This is a genomic window from Gardnerella sp. DNF00571G (assembly GCF_049262695.1).
GTDB lineage: Bacteria > Actinomycetota > Actinomycetes > Actinomycetales > Bifidobacteriaceae > Bifidobacterium > Bifidobacterium piotii.
In genome coordinates, this window is the sequence record NZ_CP058396.1 from 13788 (window position 1) to 37424 (window position 23637).

General features: G+C 40.8%; 16 protein-coding genes. 15 read left to right on the forward strand and 1 reads right to left on the reverse strand.

From position 1 onward, the window contains the following. Positions 1-5: 5 nt before the first annotated feature. From atpD to HXT30_RS00080, 3 genes are all read left to right on the forward strand, one after another. Positions 6-1493 carry a F0F1 ATP synthase subunit beta gene (gene atpD / locus HXT30_RS00070; protein WP_004133619.1) on the forward strand — a complete coding sequence of 496 codons (1488 nt, stop codon included), beginning with the start codon at positions 6-8 and terminating at the stop codon, positions 1491-1493. Between the two features lie 2 nt (positions 1494-1495). Further along, on the forward strand, positions 1496-1810 hold the full coding sequence (locus tag HXT30_RS00075; RefSeq protein ID WP_016635638.1) for a F0F1 ATP synthase subunit epsilon: 315 nt from the start codon (positions 1496-1498) through the stop codon (positions 1808-1810). A gap of 298 nt (positions 1811-2108) precedes the next feature. After that, entirely contained in the window at positions 2109-4013 is a 1905-nt protein-coding gene (locus tag HXT30_RS00080; RefSeq protein WP_422111543.1) for a hypothetical protein, read from the forward strand. A 121-nt stretch (positions 4014-4134) separates the two neighbouring features. Here HXT30_RS00080 and HXT30_RS00085 read toward each other — a convergent pair whose 3' ends face one another. Beyond that, a complete protein-coding gene (locus HXT30_RS00085; protein ID WP_422111544.1) occupies positions 4135-5418 on the reverse strand; it encodes an ATP-binding protein in 1284 nt (427 codons plus the stop codon). 416 nt (positions 5419-5834) lie between these two features. Here HXT30_RS00085 and HXT30_RS00090 point away from each other — a divergent pair, with 416 nt between their 5' ends. The 12 genes from HXT30_RS00090 to HXT30_RS00145 all read left to right on the forward strand — a co-directional run bounded on the left by HXT30_RS00090 (position 5835) and on the right by HXT30_RS00145 (position 23631). Beyond that, a complete protein-coding gene (locus tag HXT30_RS00090; protein WP_016635642.1) occupies positions 5835-6017 on the forward strand; it encodes an antitoxin VbhA family protein in 183 nt (60 codons plus the stop codon). A gap of 28 nt (positions 6018-6045) precedes the next feature. Then, positions 6046-6768, forward strand: a complete 723-nt coding sequence (locus tag HXT30_RS00095) for a Fic/DOC family protein (RefSeq protein WP_410293923.1) — start codon at positions 6046-6048, stop codon at positions 6766-6768. 167 nt (positions 6769-6935) lie between these two features. Beyond that, a complete protein-coding gene (locus HXT30_RS00100; protein ID WP_422111545.1) occupies positions 6936-7973 on the forward strand; it encodes a Fic family protein in 1038 nt (345 codons plus the stop codon). 417 nt (positions 7974-8390) lie between these two features. After that, positions 8391-10484 (forward strand): leucine-rich repeat domain-containing protein, encoded by a 2094-nt coding sequence (locus HXT30_RS00105; protein ID WP_422111546.1) that lies wholly within the window; start codon positions 8391-8393, stop codon positions 10482-10484. Between the two features lie 485 nt (positions 10485-10969). Continuing rightward, the gene (locus tag HXT30_RS00110; protein WP_422111547.1) at positions 10970-12013 is read left to right on the forward strand and encodes an FAD:protein FMN transferase; all 1044 of its coding nucleotides are present in this window, start codon (positions 10970-10972) and stop codon (positions 12011-12013) included. Between the two features lie 245 nt (positions 12014-12258). Further along, positions 12259-13863 (forward strand): type I restriction-modification system subunit M, encoded by a 1605-nt coding sequence (locus tag HXT30_RS00115; RefSeq protein ID WP_422111548.1) that lies wholly within the window; start codon positions 12259-12261, stop codon positions 13861-13863. After that, positions 13860-15044, forward strand: coding sequence for a restriction endonuclease subunit S (locus HXT30_RS00120; RefSeq protein ID WP_422111549.1), 1185 nt, complete (start codon positions 13860-13862; stop codon positions 15042-15044). The genes HXT30_RS00115 and HXT30_RS00120 overlap by 4 nt, the downstream gene beginning before the upstream one ends. Positions 15045-15155: 111 nt before the next feature. Further along, positions 15156-16109, forward strand: coding sequence for an Abi family protein (locus HXT30_RS00125; RefSeq protein WP_422111550.1), 954 nt, complete (start codon positions 15156-15158; stop codon positions 16107-16109). A gap of 58 nt (positions 16110-16167) precedes the next feature. Continuing rightward, a complete protein-coding gene (locus tag HXT30_RS00130; protein WP_422111551.1) occupies positions 16168-19479 on the forward strand; it encodes a type I restriction endonuclease subunit R in 3312 nt (1103 codons plus the stop codon). Between the two features lie 320 nt (positions 19480-19799). After that, positions 19800-21554: an FTR1 family iron permease gene (locus tag HXT30_RS00135; RefSeq protein WP_422111552.1), complete on the forward strand. Its 1755-nt coding sequence runs from the start codon at positions 19800-19802 to the stop codon at positions 21552-21554. A 67-nt stretch (positions 21555-21621) separates the two neighbouring features. Further along, a complete protein-coding gene (locus HXT30_RS00140; RefSeq protein WP_004131558.1) occupies positions 21622-22254 on the forward strand; it encodes an iron transporter in 633 nt (210 codons plus the stop codon). Positions 22255-22359: 105 nt separating this feature from the next. Next, positions 22360-23631: a Fe-S-containing protein gene (locus HXT30_RS00145; RefSeq protein WP_422111553.1), complete on the forward strand. Its 1272-nt coding sequence runs from the start codon at positions 22360-22362 to the stop codon at positions 23629-23631. Positions 23632-23637: the final 6 nt, after the last annotated feature.

The window sequence follows — 23637 nt, forward strand, 5'->3', positions numbered from 1 at the left end:
AGCGTATGGCTGAAAATCAGACCACAGCACCTCCAGAAGATGCAAAGGAAAGCGACCCAACGGCTGGCCGCGTAACCCGTGTTCAGGGTTCCGTGATTGACGTTGAGTTCCCAGTTGGCTATCTTCCAGATATTTACAATGCTCTCAAGGTTGATATCAACACCGTTGGAAACACGGAAGGAGATACCGTCCACGAGATTACATTGGAAGTTGAGCAGCACCTTGGTGATTCAACTGTGCGAGCAGTGGCGCTTAAGCCTACGGACGGTTTGGTTCGTGGCGCTTTAGTTAGGGACACTGGTGGCCCAATTTCTGTGCCTGTTGGAGATGTTACAAAAGGTCACGTTTTTGACGTTACTGGCAATATCTTAAACGCTAAGCCAGGCGAGAACATTGAGGTGACTGAGCGCTGGCCAATCCATCGCAACCCACCTGCTTTCGATCAGCTTGAGTCTAAGACTCAAATGTTTGAAACAGGCATTAAGGTTATAGATTTGCTTACGCCTTACGTTCAGGGAGGAAAGATCGGTCTGTTCGGTGGTGCAGGCGTTGGTAAAACCGTGTTGATTCAGGAGATGATTCAGCGCGTTGCTCAGAACCACGGTGGTGTGTCTGTGTTTGCTGGCGTTGGCGAACGTACTCGTGAGGGTAACGATTTGATTGGCGAAATGGCTGAGGCTGGCGTTTTGGAGAAAACTGCGCTTGTCTTTGGTCAGATGGATGAGCCTCCTGGGACTCGTCTTCGCGTGCCTCTTACCGCTTTGACTATGGCTGAGTACTTCCGCGATGTGCAAAATCAGGATGTGTTGCTGTTTATTGATAACATCTTCCGCTTCACTCAGGCAGGTTCCGAGGTTTCTACGTTGCTTGGTCGTATGCCTTCTGCAGTTGGTTATCAGCCAAACTTGGCGGACGAGATGGGTGCGTTGCAGGAGCGTATTACTTCTACGCGCGGCCATTCTATTACGTCGCTTCAGGCTATTTACGTGCCTGCAGATGATTACACCGATCCTGCACCTGCAACAACGTTTACGCACTTGGATGCAACTACCGAGCTTTCGCGAGACATTGCAGCTAAGGGTATTTACCCAGCTGTGGATCCTTTGGCTTCTACTTCTAGAATTTTGGATCCTCGTTATGTTGGCCAGGCTCACTACGATTGCGCTAACCGCGTAAAGGCCATTTTGCAGCGTAATAAGGAACTTCAAGACATCATCGCTTTGATTGGTATTGATGAGCTTGGTGAGGAAGATAAAACCACTGTGAGCCGCGCTCGTAAGATTGAGCAGTTCCTTGGTCAGAACTTCTACGTGGCCGAAAAGTTTACTGGTCGCCCAGGTTCTTATGTTCCAGCAGATGAGACGATTGAAGCGTTTACGCGCATTTGCGATGGCGTTTACGACGAGATCCCTGAGCAGGCGTTCTCTGGCATTGGTGGCATTGACGATCTTGAGCGTCGTTGGCACGATATGCAGCAAGAGTTTGGTGCGTGATTATGGCAGAAAAGCAAGTGAAAACGCTGCACGTTAGTGTGGTTGCAGCCAGGCATCCTGTTTGGGAAGGTGATGCTAAGTTTGTTGTTATTCCTTCTGTGAATGGCGCAATGGGTGTTCTTCCTGGGCATGAGGCTGTGCTTGCGTTGATTGATCACGGATTTGTAAAGGTTGACGATTTGCAAGGCGTTCGTCACGTTTTTAAGGTGACTGACGGCTTTTATTCCGTTGACAACGATCACATTACGATTGCTGTTGAGCATAGTTGCAATGTTGATAAAGACGGCAACGTTTTGCCCAATGCAAAAGTGATTTAAGCCTGACTCTTACGGTTTTATAAGACCTAAGTTTCATATATTGCAGGAGTTTGCGATTATTTATCGCGACTCCTGCTTTTGTTTTATTTGTGTTTTATCTGTTTTAGCGTTTGATCTGTTTTATTTTTGTTTTATCCCTGTTTATCTGTTATGGAAAGGTTATAACAATACATTACGGGGGTAGGGTATATGTATACTTTGTAATGATTTAATTTAAGCCTAAATTGAATCACTTATTGTGCTGTTTTAGCAGATAGGCTCTTCGCACGATGATTCGTGATGAGAGGAAAGGAAAAGTATGTTAAGTAAAAAAGCGATTGCCGCATTTGCAGCGGTAGCGACTTTTGTTTCGGGAATTGCGTTTGCAATGCCAGCGTTGGCTAGTAGTGCGACTCCAGCTCAAGCGAATAGCGGTGGAAAATCTGCTAAGCTCTCTCCTCTAGAGACACTTAAAAAACGCGTGAACGATTCTGGTCTTCTTAGCGGCGAAATTGATGAGCTTGTAAAATATCTCGACAATAACGCTTCGAAAGTTACTGGTTATGGTGACGCTAACGCTAGTGTTGTTAAGTACGTAGACGACAAGATTGTTGAGTATCGTGCTATGCATCTCGACGTTATTGGTTTGCATGATCTTGCTAAGCAGGTGCGTGAAGCTAACGACTTCAAGTCGGCATCTGATATTTTCTTTGGTGCCAATGGTAAACCTGCTACTAAAGATAAGCGCGATAAGGCTCAAAGCGCATACGTTAATGGCAAAGCTGCTTTAGTTAAAAAAGCTGAAGATGAGGGTCTTACTTTAGTTGCTAACAAGATTAAAGAGTCTAATTATAGTTCTTTAGCTTCTTTAGAGGATTCGCTTAACGAAGCAGAAAAGTATGCTAAGGAAGACTTAGTTAAGCAAGCAAAAGCTAAAGGTTTCAACTTTACTGCTACTCTTATAAGCAAAGCTGCGACTTTTAATGGCGCTCGTGCATTGCTTAATGAAGCTCAAAAAACAATTACAGATACTCTTGTTAAAAGTATGGCAGATCTTGGCATATCGCAGGAAGATTTTCAGAAGGCGTTAAAGGAAATTGGCAAAAGTGCAACTCCTTCTCAGCTTGAATTATTTAAGAAAGAAGCGCAGGAACATCGCAACGCGCAAGAAAAGCCTTATGCTAACGCTGTTGAAGTAGCACAGCTTATTAATGGCGGTATGTTTACACCCACTAGAGATGAGTATGATGCTGCTGCAGAGTTCCTAAAAGATATAAAGAGTTTTGCCAATAAGCCTTTTGGTGATTTGAGCGCCGCTGAGGCAAACAAAGCTGGTGCTGCTGCTGTAGAATTTAATAATAAGATTTCTGCAAATCTTAAGAAAGCTATTAAAAACTACAAGGAAGAAAAGGAAGATTTAGCTAAGCAGGCGGAGAACCAAGGCTTCCACTTTATAGCTAATTTGATTCGCAACTCTAAGAAGTCTAGATTGGTTTCTTTAGAGAATCTTCTTGCAGAAGCTAAGAAGAGCAAGAATAGTGAGCATGAAAAGAATCCAGGAGCTTCTGGTGATGTTCTCCCAGATAAGTCGGAAGATAAGCCTGCAGATAATCCTGCAGAAAAAGCTCCATCTGCTCCTTCTACTTCCGATTCCAATGCTACTCAAGATTCTTCTGCTGAGCATGGATTAGCTAAGACTGAGTCTTCTGAGAAGACAGCTCAAGCTAAAGCCGTAGTTCCTGCTGCTCCTAAGAGCGTTAATGATCTTAAGCCAGAATTAAAAGGTACGCTAAAGGTTGGATCCAACAACATTGTTGTTGCAGGTTCTGTGAACAAGGTTTTTGTGAACGTTAGCAACAAGGCGTTCCTTGATCGCTTGCATAGCGAGGGCTCTGTGCGTGCTTATGCGTTCATTTATTCTACTCCTAAGCTTTTGCATAGCGTGGATGGTAGTGATTTTGTGACTGTTAAGCTTGGTGCTGATGGTGTTCCTTATTTTGATGCGCAGTTCCCTGCTGGCTATTCTGGTAAGCATACTGTTGTTCTTGTTGATGAAGATGGTAATCAGCTTGCTTGGACGGATATTACTGTTGCGAATAGTACGTCTGGCCAGGGTGATGGTAGGGATGTTTTGCCTGTTACTGGTGTTGCTGGCGTTTTAGTGGCTTTTGCTGCTTTGATGTTTGCGGCTTCTGGTGCAGTGTTGCGTAAGGTGCGTAGCTAAGTTTTTGCTTGCTACGTGTTAGCGCTAGTGTTTTAGGGCTTTCGTTTGTGTTTGCTTGCTTGCTTGCGTTCACGCTCGAAGGTCCTTTTTGTATTCTGCTTACTGCGTTCTGCTATTTGACTTAGTTTGCGTTAAGTAGCCATTGCGCTATGTCTATTACGCGTATTCCTTCAATATCGTAGGAATCATGGCGAGTGTTTGCAAGCAGGATTTTAGTGTAAGAGTCTTTTATTGCTTTTAGCGGCGAAAGTTCGCGCTCCAACGTTGCATTGTCACTAATGTTGTCTGAAACTTGAATATAAAACTTTTCGCTCGCTTTTATTGCCACAAAATCTACTTCTTTTTGGTAAAGTTTACCAACATAAATCGCGTATCCTCTTCGCATAAGCTCAAGTGCCACAATATTCTCGTACGCTCTACCGTAATCCATGTTGCGTGTTCCTAGAATTGCGTAGCGTAGCGCGGTGTCTGCTAAATAGTATTTTTCGTTTGTTTCTAAATATTTTTTACCACGAATATCGTAACGTTTTACTTTATAAAACATGAATGCATTGCATAAATATTTTAGATAATTGCCAACTGTTATGTGCGTTGTTTCAATATGATTCTTCTTAAGTATTGAGCTTACATTGTTTGCGGTTGTAAGATTTGCAATATTATCCATTAAAAATTCGCATATTGAGTCAAGAAGTGACACTTCCGATATTGCGTATTTGTCTACTAAATCGCGTTTAACAAGAGTTGTATACACGTTTTTTATGTACGCTTGCGCATCGTCTTGGTTAGCGTAAACGTATGAGCCTGCAAGCCCGCCCTGTTGTAAATATTTTTGCAACGCATCGTTAAAGTTACTTGTTATTTCAAAGTATTCGCAATATTCTGCAAAACTAAACGGGAATACTGGTATTTCAATGAATCTTCCACTAAACAGTGTTGCAAGGTCCGAGCTAAGTAAGAATGCGTTAGATCCCGTTAAGTAAATATCGTATTTATTGCTATTGTGAAGGCTGTTAATCGCAAGCTCAAATTTTGGGCATAATTGCACTTCGTCGATCATAAGAACGTTGTACGCCTCGGGTATGTAACGGCTTTCAACGTATGCAAAAAGGCTTTTGTAATTTTTTAGATTTTCGTAATTTAGGTTATTGAAGTCAATGCTGATTATGTTAAGTTCTTGATTGTTTGAGTTGTTTTGCTGTTGTAGCTTGTTTGGCTGCTGTGCGTGTTTGGCTGATGCGTAAAGTTTGCTATTTTGATTGCTATAAGTGTTTTCTAAATATTTGCTATAAGCTCGCAACAACTCCGATTTTCCACTGCGTCGAATTCCAGTAATGATTTTTATATCTGGCGTGCCTTTAAGTCGCTTTAGGCGATTTAAGTAATCTGTTCTCTCAATGAGTTTCATTGCAATCTCCTTTCGTCTTCAAAATCGTAGTATTTTTCACTTTTGAAAGCAAACACGTATTTCTACTTTCAAAACTTTAATTTTATTTTACTTTTGAAAGTATTATATCATTTTCACTTTCAAAACTGTAATATTTTTTAAGTTTTGAAAGTGGATTGTCTTGTGTAAAATCCAAAGTTTGAGTTATCAATGACTTAAACTTACGAAAAATAAAAGTTTAGGTTATGAATGACTTAAACTTGTAAAAAGTGGATTTTGTTGCGACTTCTGTTTGCGTTAACACTCGAAGGCCTTTTCGTATTATGTTTATTGCGTTTTTTGATTGCGTTCTGTTTATTGCACATAAATGCATTGCGAATAGTAAAATAGTTGGTAGTTATTTTTGATTTGAGAGCGGGTGTTGGCAGGGAGTAGAAATGATTGATAAAGAAACGCAAAAGTTCCGACTGGAAAACGTTGCAATAGCATTATCTTCAGCAAAATTAGAGGGTGGTACGGTCTCTTCTGCATGCTTGGCTGATACAAGAAAATATATTCGCGGTTCTATAAGCGCAGATGAGCTTATATCTCTAACTCGTAAGCGTTACGGTCTAGAATAATCAATCTTAACTTGTTCAAGGATTAATCATGGTTGATGAAGTTTTTGACCCATATCTTATTCCTCATACGCGAGTGCTGAAGAACAAACTTAATGTACAAACTCAGGAAGATCTTGATTTCTTTGAAAACGATTTAGTTTCAGTCCGTAGCTATAAGTTGTACGAAAACTTGCCGCATGCTGAAGGAACTGTTAAGCAATTGCAGTGGATTCATCATTATCTTTTTCAAGATGTTTACGATTGGGCTGGTCAGATTCGTACTATAGACATGACTAAAGGTGGTGGCGAGCCGTTTCATCCGCTTGAATACATGGGCGTTGGGATTCGTTACTGTGAGCAAACGCTTAAAAATGATAATTTATTGCAAGGTTTATCTATTGATGATTTTATTAGTAAGCTAAGCGTAAATTACAATAATTTTAATGTTTTGCATCCATTTCGTGAGGGCAATGGTAGAACGCAGCGCGTTTTTTGGGATATAGTTGCGCGAGATGCTGGGTACCATTTCGATTGGGGTTTAATAACTCAGCGCGTAAACGACAAGGCTTCAATCCGAGCTAAAGATGCTAACGATACTAAGCTTCTTGAAGACATGTTTCGCATTATTACAAAGCCACTGAATGTTGAGCTTTTAGCTCAGCAGCAGTTTGCGCATCTTGTTGAAGAAGAATACGAATACGCTCCGAATGTGGCTAGTGTTTTGCAAGATAAGGATTACGCGGCGTATAAAACGCGTTACGGCATAGATTGAATGTAGCGCTTGCATATTGCTAACGCTGGTGTCTTGGTTATTTCTTTTTTGATGCATATTTTCTTTTGCGCAAAATCGCAAATCTTTACTTTTGCGTGCGTAAAATCGCAATTATCTTTACTTTTGATGTTGATTATGGGAAAATAAGTAAAGATTTTAGCTATAACATGGCTCCAGTATATAAATTCGCAATAATTCATCTCAATAAAGCAGGGCAAGCAGAAGAAAGAGAAGCGTTAAAAATGTATGATTACACTGGATTTAACAACATGCTGCGTGAAAAAGGCGTTAAAAAATCGCAGTTAGCAGCCGAGTTGCATATTTCTTCTCGTACGATTGCAAAAATCTCAAAAGGTGAAAAACTATCAAATTTAGTAATCGCAAAAATCAGCAACTATTTACAATGCAAGCCAAGTGAATTGTATTGCGTAATTTCAAGTAACCCTATTTTGCAAAGGCTTAGGGAAGAAAAGGCACATCGTATTCCAGGCGGAATTTATCACGAGCTTCAAATTCGCATGACGTACAACTCGAATCATATTGAAGGAAGTCAGCTAAGTGAAGATCAAACTAGGCGAATTTTTGAAACTAATACTATCGGCTCCGAAGAAAAAGCTGATGGTGTAGTCGATAGCGCGGATTCAAGTGTTGGCGTAGTAGGGAATACGGGTATTAAGGTTGACGATATTGTTGAAACAGTGAATCATTTTCGCGCGATTGATTACTGTATTGACGTTGCTGAAAAGCCTCTTAGTGAAGACATGATTAAGCGTTTACATTTGCTGCTTAAACGCGGAACAAGCGACGAGCTTCTGCATTGGTTTAGTGTTGGCGACTACAAGTTGCGTGCGAATGTTGTAGGCGGTGTGCAAACGTGCGAGCCAGAAAAAGTGCATAATGAGATTAGCAAGTTGTTGGCAGAATACCTTGCTAAAACTGATTTGCAGCTAGAAGATATAGTTGATTTTCATTACAGATTTGAGCGGATTCATCCCTTCCAGGATGGTAATGGTAGAGTTGGGCGTTTGATTGCTTTTAAGGAATGCTTAAAGCATAATATTGTGCCGTTTATTATTGAGGATAGAAAGAAATATTACTATTATCGCGGTCTCAAAGAATACAGCAATGAGCGCGGATTTCTAGTTGAAACTTGCTATGATGGTCAAGATACGTTCCGAGCGTTGTTAAAGCTTTTTGGGTTGTGACACGAGCTTTTGTAAAGAGACTGTATTGCGTAACGTATGTGCGGCGTGGTAGCGTGTTTCATACGATTTGAAAACGAAAGTTTTGCGGGCGATGTATTTATGCGTCGCCCGATTTTTTCACTTACCATCAGATACGCGGAAGCGAGTGGCGTGATGTTGCGTTATGTGGTTGTTGTGTTTTGGTTATGTGCACTCGAAACGTTGTGGTTTTGATGGACTTTTGCAATATTTTTTGCAAGGTTTTTTGCAAGATTTTTTATTTACTTTTTGTTGATTTTTTGTTGATTATTGCCGTATGTGAGGAGTAAATTTGTTTATGAATGCTTTGTATAGTTGCGATTTTGTTTAAGTTGCAGCTATTTTGCAATTTTATTGTTTCACGCGCAGATGCGTGTGAGAGAAGAAGAAAGGATAAGTATGCTAAACAAAAAGACTATAGGTGCTTTTGTAGCTGCTGCCACTTTGCTTAGTGGTTTCGCTTTTGCGTCGCTTCCTCCAGCTGCGCTCGCAAGTACTAGCGACGATAACAAGATAATTAATTTTCAAAACCCAGTTGTTAAAAAAGAGGCACTCTATCTTTTAAATCGTAATAATGGAGGCGTAGAGCTTACTGATGTAACCGAGGGGCAAGCTAAAACATTAACAGCTATGCGGTTGAATACAAATACGGGTGATAGTAATAATTTTTCTGATCTTAAATATTTTACAGGCTTGACGAAAGTTGCTTTATGGACTTCTGCTAATCCTACGGGATTGGACTCATTGAAGAGTTTGCCTAATCTTGAGTCTTTGCGTATTGGCTCAACGTTACGTAAAGTGAATGTCTCTGATATTTCAAGTTTAACGAATCTTAAGAGCTTGGAAATTAACGGTGCCACAAATTTGAATGATAATAATGTAACTGAATTAAAAGGTCTTACTAAACTTAATAAGATAACTATTGCTGATTCAGACATTGCTAACTTCGCATCATTAAATTTCTTGCCTGCAGATTTGGAAGAGTTAGATGTTAGTAATACAAGTAAAATTGCAAATATTGACGGTATAGGTCGTTTCAAAAAACTAAAACTTTTGAATATAACAGATACTTCTGTATCAGATTTGAGCCCTATTACTGCTCTTAAAGATACTATAACTGATTTGGAAGCGAATACTAAAAACGGTATAAATAGTATTGAGCCATTGAGTGAGCTAACAAAACTTAATTATTTGCTTTTTAGAAGTAGTGACAATATTTCTAGCATTGAAAAATTAAAGAGTCTTACTGGTCTAAAAACTTTGGTGATTACTGGAGGAAATGAGATTAGTGATATTTCTCCTGTAAATTCTATGCCTTCACTTTCTACTTTAGCTCTTTATGATTTTATCAGTTTAAGAGATATTAGCTCTATTGCGAAGAATACTTCTCTTGAACGTTTTAGTCTTATAACCTCTAGTGTGAACAATATAGATGTGTTAAACAAATTGACTAAAATTAAAAAATTGGCTCTTGTTGATAATAAGTTAACTATAGACAATATAAACCCTATTAAGAGTCTTAATGAACTTTCTAAGCTTGTAATTGATGAGAAAATTGACTTAGACAAAGTAAATAATTTGCTAGGCTCTAAGAGCGGTTTGAAGATTAGCTCTATTCCTGTGGATAACATACATCCTCTGTCTATTCATTCTTGGGATGGTTTTCCTGTATTTGAACCTGACGTTGTAGGTGATGACTATGGTGTACCGTCTGTGCCAGAGCCAGCTCCTGAGCCAAAGCCTGCTCCTGAGCCAAAGCCTGCGCCAGCTCCAGATCCTTCGAGTCATGGCAATCAACACTATACTGCTGCTATAACTCCGCGACCTCTTACACCAAGGATTGAACCTCATAAGCCTCTTATTCCAAAAAGGAGTGGTAGTAGCGATTCAGGCTCATCGGCTCCTGGGTCTGCGCCTTCTACAGAGCCAAGGTCTGATGAAGGTAAGAAGCCTGCTCCAGATGTAAAGCCTGGTAATGATAAGAATGTGAATGCTCCTGTTAAGGTTCCTGCGGCTCCTAAGACTGTTAATGATCTTAATCCAGAGGTTAAGGGCGGGATTACTGTTGGTAATAATAATGTTGCTAAGGCTGGTGCGTCTAATAAGGTTACTGTTCATTCTGATAACGCTAAGTTTAATAAGGAGTTGAAGGAAAAGGGTTCTGCCAAGGCTTATGCGTTTATGTATTCTACTCCTAAGCTTTTGCGTAGCGTGGATGGTAGTGATTTTGTGACTGTTAAGCTTGGTGCTGATGGTGTTCCTTATTTTGATGCGCAATTCCCTGCTGGTTATTCTGGTAAGCATACTGTTGTTCTTGTGGATGAGCAGGGCAATCAGCTTGCTTGGACGAATATTACTGTTGCGAATAATGCCACTGGCCAGGGTGATGGTAAGGGTGTTTTGCCTGTTACTGGTGTTGCTGGCGTTTTAGTGGCGTTTGCTGCTTTGATGTTTGCTGCTTCTGGTGCAGTGTTGCGTAAGGTGCGTAGCTAATTAATATTACTGCTACGTGTTAGCGCTAGTGTTTTAGGGCTTTCGTTTGTGTTCGCTTGCGTTCGCACTCGAAGGCCCTTTTTATATTCTGCTTATTGCGTTCTGTTTATTATGTTTTGCGGCTTATGTGAATATTGTTTCACTTCGCAAAATTAAAAAATTTTCAAATTTGCGAAGTGAGGTTTGGCTGGTTTTGCGAAGTGAGGTTTGCTTGGCATTAAAGCGCGTAAATCATGCTACGCCGAAACGAGTGGCGTTATGTTGATGTTGTCGATGCTACCTATGTTTCTATAGTGCGTTTTTGCGAAAATGTCGGTATAGACGAATGTTTTTTACTCGCTATGCCTTCATTTTGGCAAAATGTAGGTATAGAATGCGACTTTCTGTAAACTATGACGACATTTTGCTATTTTGTGGCTTTTGGGGGATATTGTTGTGGTTTTTGATGATTGATAGAGTGTTTGATATTGGGAGTGAGGCAAGCGATGTTTAGGAACGTTGTGGCGATTGAGCGCGCGCTTGGAACGGGGATTATTATCTCTAGCAGCGTGCCGATTTCGCAGCGCGTGCAGAAGCGGATTCGTGCCTTTGTTGAAGAGTATGAATCGGTGCTTTCGCGCTTTCGTGAAGATTCGCTAGTTTCGCGCATGGCTCGTGCGGAGCATGGCGGCGAGTTTGAGTTTCCAGCATGGGCTGGGCCGCTTTTTGCACTTTATAGCGAATTTTACGCTGCTACTCGCGGAGCTTTCGACGCGTGCATTGGCGCGGATCTGCTTGCGCTTGGCTACAATAATTCTGTGCAATTCGTTCCAGAGTCGGCAGCTAGCGCGAGTTCTAATATAGGCAGTTGGGCTAATTATCGCCGCTCTTTGCCGATTGCTTGGTCGGATATTTCGCAAGATAGCGGCCGTGCAACGCTTTGCACAAATCAGCCAGTGCAGCTTGATTTTGGTGCAGCTGGAAAGGGCTATTTTGTAGATCTTGTAACACAGATTATTAAAGAGGAGCTTGGTAGTGATTCGCCTGAGGATAGCGATTTGCCTGCGGATTTTGATTTTTTGGTAAACGCTGGCGGAGATATGCGCGCTTGTTTTAGCGAAGAGAATAGTCAAATAAAAGTGGCTCTGGAAAATCCTTTTGACACAACTCAAGCAGTTGGAGTGGCATCAATCGCAAGCGGAGCGTTGTGTGCATCGTCTAGTGCAAGAAGGCGTTGGAAAGTAAAAGAAGCAAGTTGCTTAGGTAAAGATGCAAGTGGCTTTGAGTCTAATTTAATTGCGACTCACTTGATTAATGCGCTTGACGGCATTCCTGCTTGCGATTTATGCGCAAGCTGGGTTTATATTCCTGCTAAAACTTGCAATTTTCCAACAGCTTACGCCGATGCGCTCGCAACTGCGTTGTTTGTATCGCAAGAAAGCGATTTGCAAAAAATCGTGCAAACCACCAGTGCTGAGTTTGCTGTAATCTCGCCAAATCATGCGCTTCGCAAAACGCGTGCATTCCCAGCGCACTTTTTTGCGGACTAATGCTGAGTAATGCTGAATAATGCAGGATAATGCCAACTAATGCCCAATAATGACTATGCGAGCTATCTTGCCTACATAAATCGAAGCTAGACGCAAGCGATACGGTAACGTTGCTGCTGATTGTGCGCGTTTACAGTAGAATATTAAAGAACGCTTATTTAATTATTGCGTAATATTGCGCTTGTTTAATTAGCTTATATATTGCGCATGCGCTTGCACGAATTGCACGAATAGGGAGCAGCAGAATGGACACTCGCAAAGAAGAAGAACGCGCGGAATTGCATCGCACGATTTGGAAGATTGCCGACGATTTGCGAGGTTCCGTTGATGGTTGGGACTTTAAAGCATACGTATTGTGCACAATGTTTTATCGCTATATTTCCGAGAATTTATGCGATTATATAAATAAAAACGAGCATGAATCTGAAGGCGGCGATCCAGACTTTGATTATGCAAAAATAAGCGATGAAGATGCTGAGCCTCTTCGCAGTGAGATGATTTCGGCTAAAGGCTTCTTTATACTTCCTAGCGAACTGTTTTGCAATGTGCTTAAGAACGCTCCTCAAGATAGCAATCTAAACGAAACGTTGAGCCGCGTGTTCCGCAATATTGAAGCTTCTTCTCAAGGCACTGATTCGTCTGGTGATTTTAAGGGATTATTCTCCGATTACGATGTGAATAACATTAAGCTTGCAGATACTGTTGAAGGCAGAAATAAGCGTTTTGTTAAGTTATTACAAGTGATTAGTGAGATGAAGCTTGGCAGCGTAAACAACAACGTGATTGAGGCTTTTGGTGACGCTTACGAATATTTGATGGGCTTGTATGCGTCTAACGCTGGCAAGTCTGGTGGCGAATACTTTACGCCTGCAGAAGTCTCAATGCTGCTCACGCGCCTTGGAACCGTTGGAAAATCAAGCATTTCCAGCGTGTACGATCCTGCGTGCGGATCTGGCTCGCTTCTTTTAAAAGCCAAAAAAGTGCTAGGCATTGAAAATATTAATGGCGGTTTTTACGGTCAAGAAAAGAACGTTACTAGCTACAACTTGTGCCGCATGAACATGTTTTTGCACGATGTGAATTTTAACAAGTTTGAGATTACGTGTGGTGATACTCTTATAAATCCGCAGATCGATGCTAATGAAAAGTTTGAGCTAGTTGTTTCTAATCCGCCTTATTCCACGAGTTGGGAGGGGGATTCTGATCCGTTGATGATTAACGATCCTCGTTTTGCTCCAGCTGGTGTGCTTGCTCCAAAAAGCAAGGCAGACATGGCGTTTGTGTTGCACTGTTTAGCGCATCTAGCAGAAAATGGTGCTGCTGCTATTGTTTGCTTCCCTGGAATTATGTATAGAGGCGGAGCTGAGCAAAAGATTCGCCAATATTTAGTTGAGCATAATGCTGTTGATTGCGTGATTCAACTTCCGAGCAACTTATTCTTTGGCACTTCGATTGCTACATGTATTATGGTTTTGCGTAAAAACAAGCGGAATGATACTTCTATATTGTTTGTTGATGCAAGTAAAGAGTTTGTAAAGTCAACGAATAGCAACAAGCTTTCGGATGAGAATATTGAGCAAATTGTTCAGTGGTACACTTCTAGGCAAGATGTGGAGCATATTGCGCACGTAGCATCTTTGGAAGAAGTGGAGTCCAATAAATACAATCTTTCGGTTTCTACTTATGTTGAAGTGGAAGATACTCGAGAAAAGATTGATATTACGGAGCTTAACGCGCAAATTGCGTCGGTTTGCGCTCGCGAGCAAGAGTTGCGTGAACAGATTGAGAAGATTGTAAGCGAGATTGAAGCTGGCAGCGTTAACTTTGATAATAGCGAGGTGGCTCAATGACTAGCAAACTTGAGGAGTTAATCGCTGAGCTTTGCCCGAATGGCGTGGAGTATAAAAAAATTGGCGATATTAAAAAAGATAAAGCAATTAGGCTTATATCTCCGAGTCTGAAAATTAAATCGAACGATTACAAAAATGAAGGTTCTGTTCCAATAATCTCGCAGGAATTAGAGTTTATTTCTGGATATTCAGATGTGTTTGATCCAAATATTCCTAATTCAGAATATGTATGTTTTGGCGATCATAGTGAGCATATAAAATACGTTAATTTTGCTTTTGCGCAAGGCGCAGATGGACTTAAAATTATTTCCGTTAATAATGAAGTTATGCTAGCTAAGTATTTTTATTATGCTATATCAAATTATTATGTTAAGCATAATAATTATGAACGTCACTTCAAATATTTGATAGATACTGAAATCCCAGTGCCGCCGCTTGAGGTTCAAGCGGAGATTGTGCGGATTTTAGATACGTTTACAGAGCTTACAGCAGAGCTTACAGCAGAGCTTACAGCTCGTAAAAAGCAATACGAATACTACCGCGATACTTTGCTTACGTTTGACGATAATAATCCTCTTCACTCGCTTATCCAACGCTACTGCCCAAACGGCGTGGAGTATAAAGCTTTAGAGTATGTTGCATCATATTCTAAAAATCGCATTGATTCGCAGATTCTTGATGAACATAATTATGTTGGTGTTGAAAATCTATTACAAAACAAGCAGGGAAAAACGCTAGCTAATTCTATACCTAAAGAAAGTAAAGCTATTTGTTTTTCTATAGGTGATGTACTTATTGGTAATATAAGACCATATCTTAAGAAAATATGGTTTGCTGATTGTGTTGGTGGAACTAACGGTGATGTTTTAGTTATTCATATTCACGATAAAAACGTTATTAGTCCTAGATTTTTATATCATATTTTAAGCTCTGAGCGGTTTTTCTTATATGATGTTCGCAATTCGAAAGGCGCGAAGATGCCTAGAGGCGATAAGAAAGCTGTAATGCAATTTGAAATCCCCGTTCCGCCTCTAGAAGTACAGCGCCAAATCGTACAAATTCTGGATCGTTTTGACGCACTTTGTAATGATTTAACTCAAGGATTGCCTGCAGAAATCGAAGCTAGACGCAAGCAATACGAGTACTATCGTAATCAACTCCTAACCTTCAAGCGTGCGTAATTTAGTTATACACAATTTATGTAAAACAAACTATAAACGCGTATTTAGTATTAGAATTTACATAAATTACATTTCTAGTGAGACTCGCCGAAGACATTGAGGAGGTAAGAGATGTCTGATAATATTGACAGTAACAGCAGCCCCCTAAGCCTACTAACAGTGCTCAAACCTGGGGGTTCTTCTTGTTTTCCAGCTAATTCAAAGCCTCCAAAATCTATTGACGATATGATTCAACTCATGAAAACTCGAGAATTAGTAGTTACCGATGAAAATAATTTAAAAAGTATGCTATATAACTGCAACTACTATAGATTATCTGGGTATTTTCGAGTGTTTCAAATCGATCCTTCTTCTGGCAATAATCAGTTTAAGCCAGGTAGCAAAGATGTTGATTTTCTTGTTCCGTACAAGATGGATGAAGAATTGCGAACAATTATTCTTAAAGGTACCGCACGAGTAGAGTTAACATTAAGATCTAGATTTGCATATCACGTTGCAAACTCTGGAGGGGCATATACATACCTAAATTCAGATTCATATATTAAAAAATCTAACATAAGCATAAATAATCTTTTATCTAATATGAATAAATGGCTGGAAAAATCTAATGAAGTTTGTATAAAGCATTACAAGAGTAAGAGACAACCTATACCAATATGGGCTGCTGTTGAAGCTTTTCCATTTGATACTATTTCACGAATGATTTCTTTGTACAAAGATACTAATGTGTTGCGAAAACTTTTTGATTCAATGGGGTTAAAAACGGAAATTCGTAAATCTTCTGAATCAATCCATTCAATAGTTTACTTGCGCAATTTGTGTTCTCATCATTGTAGATTATGGTATAAGGAAACTGTAATATCAACTCCTTCAATTCGTGACGTTAAAAATTCTTCTTTATTAAATGGTTATACGGACAAATCTATTGCTGCAGCATTAGTAAATTTAATGTATTTAGTATCAAAAATAGAAAACAATCATAATTATGAGAACGAAATAAAAGAATTTCTGAATAAAAATGAAGAATATAAAAATGGGATATTTAACCATTTACATTGGAAATAATTTAAATTTGTAGAATATGCAATGCGTTATGTGAGTAAGTAAGAAAGAAGGAAGCAAAATGAAAATCGTGTTAGAAAATCAAGATAGCACTGTAATGTCTACGTTTACGCCGAGCGCGCGCAACGACGGCAACTATCAAAGCGAAGCGCAACTCGAAGAAGAGTTCATTAACATTTTGCAATCCCAAGGCTACGAGTACGCTCATATTCACAACGAGAAAGATCTTATAGCAAACCTTCGCGTACAAATCGAAAAACTCAACGATTACCATTTTTCAGATAGCGAGTGGGAAAGATTTTTCAAAGAAAATATTGCAAACAGCACTGACGGTATAGTTAAGAAAACAGATACTATTCAGCGAGATAACGTTAAAATACTCAAAAAAGATGACGGCGAAGGTAAGAACATAACTATTATTGACAAAGAAAATATTCACAAGAATATTGTGCAAGTAATCAACCAATATGCTGTTAATGCAAGCGATAGCGCAAACAATAATGCAAACGATAATGATGCAAATGGCCCTGCTCGCAGCAATCGTTACGATGTGACTGTTCTAGTAAACGGCTTGCCAATGGTCCACATTGAGTTAAAGCGCAGAGGCGTGCCTATTAGAGAAGCGTTCAATCAGATTAACCGTTATGCTCGCGACTCATTTTGGGCTGGAAGCGGACTATTTGGATACGTGCAAATTTTCGTAATCTCAAACGGCACTGAAACAAAGTATTACTCTAACTCAACTCGCAATAATGCTTACAACGAGCAGAAAAGTAGAGGATCTAGCAAAACAACAACAAGTAACAGTTTTGAATTTACAAACTATTGGTCCGATGCTCAAAACACTATAATCTCCGACTTATGCGATTTTGCTAGAACATTCTTTGCAAAGCACGTAATTCTTAACATTCTTACAAAATATTGTGTTTTTAATGCAGAAGATTGCTTGATGGTTATGCGTCCATACCAGATTACTGCAGCAGAAAACATAGTGAATCGCGTAAAATACATGTTTGCTAATGCGAGCAAAGCGCCAGCATCAGAGCGTCAAAAGGGTGGTTATGTTTGGCATACTACTGGATCTGGCAAAACGCTAACCAGCTTCAAAACATCGCAGCTAGTAAAAGCTTTGAAAGACGCAGAAGGCAATAATCTTGTTGACAAAGTTTTGTTTGTTGTAGACCGTAAAGATCTTGACTATCAAACAATGAGAGAATACGACAGGTTTGAAAAAGGAGCCGCAAATAGTAACACTTCAACATCTGTGCTTACAAAACAGCTAGAAGACAATACGGAAGAATGCAGGCTTATTATAACCACTATTCAAAAGCTTAGTAGATTTATAAGCAGCAACCCGAGCCATGAAATTTACAAAAAGCGCATAGTGTTTATTTTTGACGAATGCCACAGAAGTCAGTTTGGAGGCATGCATGCAGATATTGTAAAACACTTTAAAAATGCTCTGCTTTTTGGGTTTACTGGCACGCCAATTTTTGAAGCGAACGCTGCTGGCTCCGACGCTGCGCATATTTCTACAACCGAGCAAACCTTTGGACCGTGCTTGCACACGTACACAATCATTAACGCGATTAACGATAAAAACGTGTTGCCATTCCGCGTAGAATACGTTGCTACTGTAAAAACGTCGAGCGAGCTGGAAAAAGCAACCGACGAATTGGTTAAAGATATTAATCGATCAGATGTAATTAAGCACCCGGAGCGCGTGCATAATGTTGTTCAATACATTATTGAGCATTTTAGTCAAAAAACGTATAGAAATGAGAAAACTTACAAATACAAGCGCATTATTAACGTTAAAGAACTTGCTGCAGATAAGCATAATACTTTAGAGACTAAAAAATCTTCTGAAGCAGTTGACGTAAACGGCTTTAATTCAATCTTTGCTGTTGCAGACATTCCTCTTGCAAAAGCGTATTACAACGAGTTCAAAAAGCAGCAGCAAAATCTGCCTCCAAGCGAACGCTTAAAAGTAGCAACTATTTTTAGCTATGCAGTAAACGAGGGTGAGTCAGATTCTTCGGCGTACGCCAACGGCATGGGTTCTCTTGGAGAAGAAAATTCAGAAAGCACGGCAAATCTAGACGCAAATTCGCAAGAATTCTTGGAAAGTGCAATAAAAGACTATAACGAAATGTTTAATACTGCGTATGATGCGTCAAATAACAAATTCCAAAACTATTACAAAGACGTTTCAATTCGCATGAAAAATAAGGAAATTGACGTTTTGATTGTAGTCAACATGTTTCTAACTGGTTTTGATGCAACAACTTTGAACACGCTTTGGGTAGATAAAAATCTTCGCATGCATGGGCTTATTCAAGCGTTTTCGCGCACAAATCGAATCTTAAACTCCGTTAAAACATTCGGAAACATTGTGTGCTTTAGGGATTTGAGTTATAGAGTTGACGAAGCGGTAGCTCTTTTTGGAGATAAAGATGCGCAAGGTATTGTGCTTTGCCCTACGTTTGAGCAGATTTACAACGGTTACGTTGACGATAAAGGAATTGAGCGTTGTGGATACAGTGATTTAGTAAATGAGCTTATGGAAAAGTATCCGCTGCAAGGATTCAACATTGTTGGAGAAGAGAATCAGAAAAAGTTTATATCGCTTTTTAGCAATATTTTGCGCTTGCGTAACATGCTGAAAGCTTTCGATCAATTTGAAGGCAACGAAATAATCAAAGAGCGCGATATGCAAGATTACTTGGGGCATTACCAGGATTTGCATGAAGAGTGGAAGCGCAAAGAGCAAAAAGGCGAGATTGCAGACATTACGGATGACGTTGTGTTTGAGATGGAGCTTGTGCGCCAAGTAGAAGTAAATATTGACTACATTTTGATGTTAGTAGAACATTACCATAGCAAGCATTGTAAAGATAAAAATGTTCTTGCCTCTATTAGGGTGGCGGTTGACTCTAGCCCGCAGTTGCGTAGTAAAAAGAAGCTTATTGAAGGGTTTATTGCGCAGCTTAACGAGAATGAGCTTGGGAAGCTTGTGGATTCTGAAGGTAACATTACCGTTTACGATTCTAACGGCAACAAGTTGAGCATTGTTGATTGCTGGAGCGAGTATGTTGAGAAAAAGTATAATCATGATTTGGCGCAACTCGTGCAAAGCGAAGGATTAAACGATGCTTTGACTCGCAAGTTTATGGAGAAATCTTTTAGCGCTGGCGAAGTGAGTGAGCTTGGTACAGACATTAATGATTTAATGCCTAGAATGAGCAGATTTGGCGCTGCGGCTAAGGCGCGCGCTGAGAAGAAAAGTCGCATTGTGGAAAGTATGAGAAACATGTTTAATGAGTTTGTTGGGATTATTGGCTTTTCTCAATACGATTCGCAAAAAGATTGATAATTATCGTTATCAATATCATTTTTGTAATATTTGCGAGTTTTTTGCGCTGAACTATATCAATCTACTTGATATATCGATATTATGTTGATGGGGTTACTTGCGAGGCGACTTCAAATATAACAAAACGGAACAAGTTCTAGCAAAACAGAACAACCGCGTAGAAATCGCCAAAAAATTTGAACGATTAAAACTGAAGACTAAAAACTGAAGCTAAAACTTAAAGATAAAAGCTCCAGCAAAACTAAAAAATAGAACGAAAATAAAAGAAGTTGGGTGCGCTCGATGGGGATTAGAGCCAAAGGAGATATGGAGACATTATGCACGCGTGTGCAAAAGCGCGCCAAAAAGCACAGCAAGTGTATGCATTTTTACTTGCTATATGCGTTTTTGTAAGTTGCGCAATAGGGTTTGCTGGTGTTGCTGGGTTTGCTGGACTAATCGCAGCTCCAACGCCTGCTTATGCTACGGATGCCAATAAAACATACAACACTTGGTCGGAAGTTTCTTTAGCTATTAAAGATCAGCTAGAACAAGGCAAAAGCGAGTATGCAAACGCAAATATGGCAGGAGCAGCAACCAGGTTTCAAGCTGCATACAACTCTGTTTATGTAGCTTCAAACATGATTACAGTTGTGCGAGATACGATTAGTCAGAATAAAGTTCAATCGCAAAGTGATCAATTCCAACAGTTACAAACGCTGGTATATCAACCAAATCAGGCTGCGCAAATTAGTGAAGTCGTATCTGCTCTAGAAGAAGACGTTGCGCAAACAGCATCTCAATTAGACTCAAACGCAAATCTAGATAAGCCGAATGTTTATGCATCCAAATTGCGCGCGCAAATCGCAAAAGAACGCAAAAAGCTAGATGCTGCAAAAAAGAAGAATCTTGGACGAAACGGCAGAACTTGGAGCCAAGTAGCGCGAGAAATGAACGTTATACTAGATAAATCTGCATCAACATACAAAGCAGCAAAAGGAAACAAGCCAGGAGTTGCCAAAGCTGTTGATTTAGTAAACGAAGCCTACTACCAGTATTACGAAAAGCTCGGCTTTGAAAAGAACGTTATGAACGCAATAAGCGGAAGCCGAGTAAGCACTGTTGAATATCAATTCAAAGAGTGCAGGCAGGCTATGAACAATGGCAAGTCGTTTGCGCAAACAAAAAAGTTCGTTACAGATCTTAAGTCAATGCTTATTGAAGATGCTGCAAAACTAGACGGCGGAGCGGCGGCCAATGCTAATCCGTTTATGCAATTTATAACAAGCTCCTTTGGCCAGGCTTTTATAATCTTGCTGCGCGAAGGGTTGGAAGCGCTGCTGGTTGTGGCCGCAATAATCGCGTATCTTATTAAATCTGGGCACAAGAGCATGGTTAAGTATATTTACATGGGGCTTGTTGCTGGAATTGCGGCGTCGCTTGTTGTTGCTGCGCTATTTGGATTGTTATTCAATGGCTCTGGACCGCAGCAAGAGATTACGGAAGGCGTTGTGGCGCTGTTTGCAATGCTTATGCTGCTGTACACAAGCAATTGGATGATTTCAAGATCTTCTGTGCAAGCTTGGAACGAGTATATTCGCAACCAAACAACGGCAGCTGTTTCTAAAGGCAGCCTGATTTCTCTAGCGTTGCTAAGCTTCCTAGCAGTGTTTCGCGAAGGCGCAGAAACCGTGATTTTCTACCAAGCGATTTTTGCTGTATCAAGCGGAGCTGACTCCATGATTTGGGGCGGATTCGTGGCTGCAGCTGCTGTTCTAGTTGTAATCTTCTTGCTGATTCGCTTTGCATCTGTGCGCATACCGATTCGCCCATTCTTTGCAGGAACAAGCGCGCTTATGTGCATCTTAGTGGTGATTTTTGCTGGCGGAGGTGTGCATGCGCTTATAGAGGGCGATGCGCTCGCTGGCGCGTATATTCAAGGCTTGCCAACTAACGATTGGCTTGGATTCTATCCGTACGTTGAAACGATTTCGGCGCAAGTCGTAGCTGCAATCGTAGTTGTTGCGCTGTTGTGTGTGAGTTTTGTGCGCGCGCGAAAATCGCAAGCAACCGTGGCAACAGTTAACGGATAAGTCAAAACTAAAAATCAAAACTAAAAATCAAGCAATAATAAACAATAACTAATAGAAAAGGTTAGATATGAAGAATAAAAAGATGATGGCAATTGCAGCCTTAGCGCTTGCAGGAATGCTAACACTCACTGGCTGTGGCGCAAACGGAAACGCAGCAAAGTCTGCGTCAAAGCCACAATCATCTGAGCAGAAGGCCGACGATAAGGGCGGAGACAAGGGCTTTGAAGAGGTTCCAGTTGGACCTCACCAAGACCAGAACATTGGCCCGCTTACGATTGGCGCTGTGTACTTCCAGCCAGTCGACATGGTTCCAGCAGGCATGGGCTTAAAGGCAAGCGAGGCAAGCTTCCACCTTGAGGCAGATATTCACGCAAACAAGAAAGGTGCACAGCTTGGCTACGGAAAGGGCGAGTTTATTCCAGATTTGACTGTGAATTATCAAATTATTGATAAGGCGAGCGGCGACGCTGTTGTAAAGGGCACGTTTATGCAAATGAACGCTTCCGACGGCCCACACTACGGTGCAAATGTTAAGCTCGATAAGGCTGGAAACTACAAGTTAGTGCTTTCTGTTGAATCGCCAGAAAAGAAGGGCTGGATGCTTCACGTAGATCCTGCTACGGGCGTGACTGGCCGATTCTGGACTGAGCCAATTACCGCCACCTTTGACGATTGGAAGTACACTCCACGTCAGTGGTAGTTTTGCCAGTGGAATGCATGAGTAATGCATAAATAGTGCAAAATGGCGCATAAATAAAAAACAAAAATAGATAACAAATAACACATAAACAGCAAAGGAGGGAACATGCTCAGGCTGTTCGTTACAGTACTTCCAGGGCTGCTCCCTCTTGCGCTGCTTACAATGGGATTAAGCGCAACGCTAAGCGTTGGCGAGGGACGAGATAAGCCAATCAGCTGCCGCTGGCGACTTTTTGGTTTGATTTTTGGAACAGTTGCGGCGCTTGTTTTTGCATTTTTGCGCGCAAGCGTGGTGATTAATCAGCGCAATTTTGTGAATCTTCCAGCGCTTTGCATTGCTGTTCCGCTAGATATTGCAACAATCGCCTGTGTTGGTGCGTCTGGCAAAACGGTTGCAAAATGGCGCAAAAATCCGCTGCCCTTGCACATAAGTAATGCAATTGGCGCGCTTTGCCTAGCGTTTACAGTGTTTTACGCGCTCCCAGACGTTATTTTGCAGCTTACGATTTTCGTTGACTCCAGCACGCCTCCGTTTACTTCCGATATGCTTCTTCGCGCGCTAGGATTTATTCTTGGAGCGGCTGCTGCGATTTGCATAAGCCTTATGGTTCGTTCTTTGAGCACAACCGCGAGTAAAATCGCCTTTAAAATCGCAATTATTCTAAGCTTAATAATTTTGCTAATTCAGCATTTAACATCCCTGCTGCAAATTATGCAAGGAAGTATTTTGCTGTATATAGACGATTTTTCGTTTAGCATTCTTGTTTGGCTTATAAACAACGCTCCGCTTATGATTATGGCGCAAATTTGCGTGTTTTTGATTCCTGCGTCCGCCTCTCTTGTAATTGGTTTTAAGACGCCTGTAGATGGAGAAAATCCTGCACAAATCCGCGCAAAGCGAGCGTTTAAGCGCAAGTCTAGAAGGTCTGCGCTTGCGGCGCTAATGGCTGCAATCGTAGTAATACTTACGCTTACTGCTGGCGTGTCTCTTATGAATATTAAGCCAACGCTTACGCCGCCAGAACCGTACGAGTTGCATGATGGCGTAGCAACAATCAACTTTGTGCAAATTAGCGATGGCCACTTGCATAGATTCCAATACAAAGCTAAAGATGGCACTGTTATGCGCTTTATAATCATCAAGAAAAATGGTGGAGCGTATGGAGTGGGCTTGGATGCTTGCGAAAATTGCGGAGACGCAGGCTACTACGAAAAAGACGGCAAGATAATATGCCGAAAATGCGATGTTGCAATAAATTTGGCGACTATTGGTTTTAAGGGCGGATGCAACCCGATTCCATTCCCATACAAGGCTGGTGGCGGAAAAATTACCATTCACACAGCCGATTTAGACGTGCTTAGCTCGCACTTTAAGTAGGAGTGC